The sequence below is a fragment of the Sphaerobacter sp. genome, assembly GCF_019683595.1.
GTDB lineage: Bacteria > Chloroflexota > Chloroflexia > Thermomicrobiales > Thermomicrobiaceae > Sphaerobacter.
The window spans coordinates 1-5,048 of the sequence record NZ_JADGHZ010000223.1; the positions used below are offsets into that span (position 1 = coordinate 1).

4 protein-coding genes are annotated in these 5,048 nt (G+C 66.7%); 1 reads left to right on the top strand and 3 read right to left on the bottom strand.

The genetic code is table 11. From position 1 onward, the window contains the following. Positions 1-2,144, bottom strand: a 2,144-nt coding sequence (locus IRZ30_RS15535; protein ID WP_294086445.1) for a hypothetical protein, incomplete at its 3' end; no start/stop codon positions are given. Positions 2,145-2,602: 458 nt separating this feature from the next. Between IRZ30_RS15535 and IRZ30_RS15540 the strand changes: the two genes are divergently transcribed. After that, entirely contained in the window at positions 2,603-2,845 is a 243-nt protein-coding gene (locus tag IRZ30_RS15540; protein ID WP_294086446.1) for a helix-turn-helix domain-containing protein, read from the top strand. A gap of 155 nt (positions 2,846-3,000) precedes the next feature. Here the strand turns inward: IRZ30_RS15540 and IRZ30_RS15545 are convergent, their stop codons facing one another. Together IRZ30_RS15545 and IRZ30_RS15550 are read right to left on the bottom strand one after the other, a co-directional pair. After that, entirely contained in the window at positions 3,001-4,143 is a 1,143-nt protein-coding gene (locus IRZ30_RS15545) for an FtsW/RodA/SpoVE family cell cycle protein (RefSeq protein ID WP_294086448.1), read from the bottom strand. Position 4,144: 1 nt separating this feature from the next. Beyond that, positions 4,145-4,918, bottom strand: a complete 774-nt coding sequence (locus IRZ30_RS15550) for an HD domain-containing protein (RefSeq protein ID WP_294086450.1) — start codon at positions 4,916-4,918, stop codon at positions 4,145-4,147. Positions 4,919-5,048: the final 130 nt, after the last annotated feature.

A 5,048-nucleotide genomic window follows, 5' to 3' on the forward strand; every position in this document is an offset into this window, starting at 1 on the left:
GGGTGATCCCCGCGGGCGCGGTGCGTGACCTCGGCCCAGCGGCTGGCTGCCGCCAGGTTGCCGTGCGCGATCCAGAGCCGGGCCTGATAGCAGTCTGCGGGCGGCAGCGGCCAGAAGCGACTCCCCGCGTCGCGCTCGACGAGATCCAGCGCGGCCCGAATCGCCTCGTGGCTCCCTCGCACGTCACCCTGGCGGTGCCTGAGCCAGGACAGCCGGACGTGGCCGGCAATCACGATGTGGGGATCTCCTCCTTCGTGCCCCAGGTCGATCCCCCGTTCCAGGTACTCCGCCGCGGCGCTGAGGTCGTTCAGCTCGCCGAGCAGGTCTCCCAGGGCCACGTACAGGAAGCCGGCCGCTGGGGCATCGTGCCAGCCGCGCTGCTCAACCAACCGCAGCCCGTCCTGGCACAGCTTCAGTGCCATCCGCAGCGCGCCCTGCGCCCGCAGCAGGTGCGCCTTGAGATAGATCGCCGAGAGCGTGTTCGCCATGAGCGATCCCGTCTGTCCGATGGTGATGGTGTCCATGAGCAGGCGGGAGGCCGGGGCGAACGCTCCCCGGAGATAGTGCGTGATGGCCAGGTTGGTGGTGACCATGGCATGGGGCAGCGTCTCGTGCTTCGGCAGATGCGCCAACGCCTGCTGGGAGAGCACGATCGCCGAGGCGAGATCCCCCTCCTCGCGCACCAGATAGGCGCGCAGGGCGGCGACGTGACTGCGCACGGCAGGTGTGCGGAGCGCGCGATCCGCCGCGAGCACCGCTTCGACGGCATCGAGGCGGGTCGCGGCCTGGGTCGTGTTCCCGCCGAGGAGGAGTGCCCAGCAATGGTAGAGCGCCAGCAGCGGCCGCGTCTGCACCTCGGTGGCCGGCAAGCGATCCAGCCAATGAAGCAGCGCGGACAGCTCGCCGCGTTGGATCATGGTCGGCGCGACCTGCTCGACCAGCGCAGCGGCGCGATCAAACGCCTGCGCCGCCAGCGCGTGCCGCACGGCCGGTCCGGCGCGGCCCGCCTGCGCGTACCACTCGCTGGCGCTCACGTGCAGCCGGCTCACCTGTTCCGGATAGGACTGCTGGAGCCGGTGGCGCAGCAGGTCGGCGAACAGCGGATCGTAGTGGTACCACTGATGGAGCGGATCGAGGGGGTTGATGAACAGGTTGGCGTGTTCCAGATAAGTCAGGGCCTCCTGCGCTTCGGAGGCGCCGGCAGCCGGCGAGGTCGCTGGCGGACCGGTGCCGCCCGGTGCGTCGACGCCGCGCAGGAGCGCCGCACAGAGCGGTGCACAGAGTTCATCGAGGATGGCGGTGAAGAGCAGGAAGGTCTGAATCTCGACGGGTTGCTGTTGGAGGACTTCGTCCACCAGGTAATCCATGATGTAGCCCTGGCTGTCGCCCTGGCCGTCGATGCACTGCGCGACGGACAGTTCGCCGCGCTGCCGCAGCGAGAGGGCGGTCATCTGCACGCCGGCAATCCAGCCGCCGACGCGTGTGTTGAGCGCCGCGACGTCTGCCGCTGACAGGCGCCGATCGACCATCTGCTCCAGAAACCGCGCGGTCTCCTCGTCGGAAAAGCGCAGATCGGCGCTGCGCAGCTCATTCAGTTGCCCGTTGGCGCGCAAGCGCGCGAGGGACAGGTTCGGGTCCGCCCGGCTGAGCATGACCAGGTGCATGTGCCGCGGGAGATGGTTGATGAGAAAGGACAGCGCCTGATCGATGTCCGGCGTCGCGACTGTGTGGCAGTCGTCGAGGACCAGAATGAGTTCCTCCGGGATGGCTGCCAGGTCGTTGATCAGCAGCGTGAGGAGTGTGTCCGTGCGCGGCCGAGGCGTTGCGTGCAGGAGGGCCGGCACGCCGGTTCCCACATCCGGCCGGATGATCTGCAGCGCGGCGATCATGTAGCTCAGAAAACGGGCGACATCCCGGTCGTGTTCGTCGAGCGAGAGCCACGCGGCCGGGAGGTCCACCTGCCGCAGCCAGGCGCTCACCAGGGTGGTCTTGCCGAATCCGGCCGGGGCGGAGACGAGGGTCAACGTGCCGGCCAGTCCCTCGTTCAGGCGCGCGATCAGGTGCGGGCGCGGAACCAGGCCCGAGGCGGGATCGGCGCGGGTGAGCGGGATCGAGAGCTTGGTCCGCAACAGGGTCTCGTCCATGCGGCCGAGACTCCTTCCAGGGCAGCGCCCGTCCCAGCCAGGCCGCATCGTGAGACGCTAATCTTATCTATTCAGCCAGCCCATGTCTCGTTGCCCGCAGATGTGCGGCGCAGCTCACAGAGGTGACACACCACCTCTCCCCCTTGTGGGAGAGGGGGCCGGTGGGTGAGGGGTCTTCCGCAACCGCGCCCTGGTTGCGGTTTTCCCATACCCAACGGCGATCTGTCACGCCTGAGTCACATCGCAGCGGTGACGATGGGGCCGTGGTGGCGGCAGGTGGCGCACCTGTCCGATCGGGCAGCGTGCAGGAGAGGACATACGTTGCGCCGTGCGCCATCGCGGAAGCTGATGGCCCGGCGATCCGCACATAGGACCATGATCCCCCTATCCTGTCCGCCCATTCTCTGCTATTATTGGTGTACGTACAGAGTGTAGGGACAAGGCGGAGGCAAAGGTCCATGGCACGGGTCGAACAGCGCGGCGAGCGGGTCTACACGGTCGGTGAGGTGGCCGACGTCCTGCAGTTCCACCCGGACGCGATCCGCTACTGGCTCCGAGTAGGGGAGTTGATCGGCGAGCCCGATACGAAGCCGGGTGAGTGGCGTATTCGGCCCGAGGCGCTCGTTGCCTTCCTGCGGCAGAACGGCGAGACGCTGCCGACCGGGCTGCCCGGCGCCGACGTTGAGATGGCGATGTACTAGACGTCATGCGTCACGCGTGATGCATCCCCCTCACCCCCGGCCCCTCTCGGACGGAGCCCACCAGGGGAGAGGGGAGTAGGACGGAACACGGAACACGGAACACGCAACACGTCTTACGCAATACGCATGACGGATGACGCATGACGCACCACGCATCACTCTCGCTGGAACCCGAGTCGTTGCTGGTGGATGAGGATGCTCTGGAGGATGCCGACCGCGGCCAGGAGCGTCCAGAGGGAACTGCCTCCCACGCTGACGAAGGGGAGCGGGATCCCGGTCACCGGCATCAACCCCACGTTCATGCCGATATTCACGAACATCTGGAAGAAGACGATCCCGGTGATGCCGAAGGCCGTCAACTGACTGAAGTTGTCGCGCGCGTTGATGCCGATCTGCATCATGCGCCAGAGCAGGATGGCGAAGGTCAGGAAGAGGGCCAGCGCCCCGATGAAGCCGAACATCCCCATGGCGTGGGCGAAGATGAAGTCGGTCAGTCGTACGCGCAGCAGGTCGAGCTGGCTCAGCGTGCTGCCATGCAGCCCGTGGCCGATCGCGCCGCTGCTGCCGATCGCCACCCGTGCCTGGAGGATGTTGTAGCCGTCCCCGAGCGGGTCGCTCTCCGGGTGATAGGAGATCAGCAGCCGCTCACGCATGTAGTCGTGCATGATGTAGTTCCAGGTGACCCAGGCCCCGGGGATGGCGGCCAGCATCACCCCGAACAGGTAGAGCAGGCGCGTGCGGCTCACCAGCATCATCACCAGCCAGGCGAAGGCAAAGACCCCCGTCGTTCCGAGGTCCGGCTGCAGGTAGACCAGCCCGGCCGGGATGCCGACCAGGATGCCCGAGAGGATGAAGTTGTGCAGCCGGCGCATGTCGTCGCCCCGGTCGGCGACGAACGACGCCAGGCTGATGATCACCGTCAGCTTGGCGATCTCTGACGGTTGAACGGTGATCGGGCCGAATTGAAACCAGCGGGTCGCGCCACCGCTGGTCGTGCCGACCACCAGAACCCCGGCCAGCAAGACCAGCGTGCCCAGGTAGAACACCCAGGAGAACGTCTTGATATAGCGGTAATCGAGCGCGGTGGCCCCCATCATCATCGCGAGGCCGATCACCGCGTAGATGAACTGCCGGACCGCCGGGTTCCCCAGGGTCAGGGGTCGCGCTCCGTCAGCGCTCCAGATCGTGACCAGGCCGAAGCCGATCAGGACGAGCGTGGTGACGACCAGATAGATGTCGAACGCGCCCCAGTTGGTCGTCCGACCACGCGCGTGGAGGCTGGTGATCAGCGTCCCCATCTCAGAGCAACTCCACGCCGTTGATGTGGATGTGGAAGTGGCAGCCGAGCAGTTCGGCGGCCCGCCGGCACATGATCATGCGGGGCAGGAAGATCTCGAAGTAATCCATGACCTGGCTGATGCTGGTGTCGATCGTCAGTTCCAGCGAGATCGCCTTCTCCTCGGGGTCGACGCGCAGGAAGGACGACTCGACCGCCCAGTTGACCCGATCGTGCGCGTCGAACTGGCTCGGATCGCTGGCCCGGACGCGGCTCCGGTGCACGTCCGACTTGTCCGCCAGAATCAGCGCCGCCGAGACGGGGTGGACCGCCTCGCCGAGCCGCTGGGAGTCGTCGCCGTGGCTGCCGATGGCGCCCATGACCAGCGCAATATCGGCGGGCGCCACCTCGTAGCGCAGCAGGATCTCGCGCGCCAGCAGCGCGCCCGTCAGCGCGTGGTCGTAGCGGCTGATGGCGTTGCCCATATCGTGGAGATAGCCGGCGATCGCCGCCAGTTCTTGCAGGTGCGGGTCATAGTCGAGCCGCCGCAGCACGTTTCGGGCAATTCGCGAGACGAGATTCGCGTGCCGGGTGCCGTGTTCGGTGAAGCCGATGACGCCCAGGTTAGCGTTGGCCGCCTCGATGTAGGCCTGCACCTCCGGATCGCGAGCCAGCTCATCCACCGTGACCGGCAGCGTCGTGTCGCTGGGCTGCGCCGCGGCCCCCGGCTGCTGCGGGCGGGTATCCTCCATCCCCTCCACTATCTGAGCGACGGGTGCGCGTGGGTTCTTCACCATAAAATGCTCCTCAATCACTGCGACCCGTCCCAATTATAGGCAGGCGGTCGAGGGAGGGGCGGGGGTGGAATATTGCGTGATGCGTGTTCCGTATTGCGTATTGCGTATTACGTAGGAGATGGCCCTCACC

Bases quoted from the DNA above. Each gene is read 5' to 3' on its own strand.
- IRZ30_RS15550 (WP_294086450.1), bottom strand. From the start codon at position 4,918: ATGGTGAAGAACCCACGCGCACCCGTCGCTCAGATAGTGGAGGGGATG.
- IRZ30_RS15545 (WP_294086448.1), bottom strand. From the start codon at position 4,143: ATGGGGACGCTGATCACCAGCCTCCACGCGCGTGGTCGGACGACCAAC.
- IRZ30_RS15540 (WP_294086446.1), top strand. From the start codon at position 2,603: ATGGCACGGGTCGAACAGCGCGGCGAGCGGGTCTACACGGTCGGTGAG.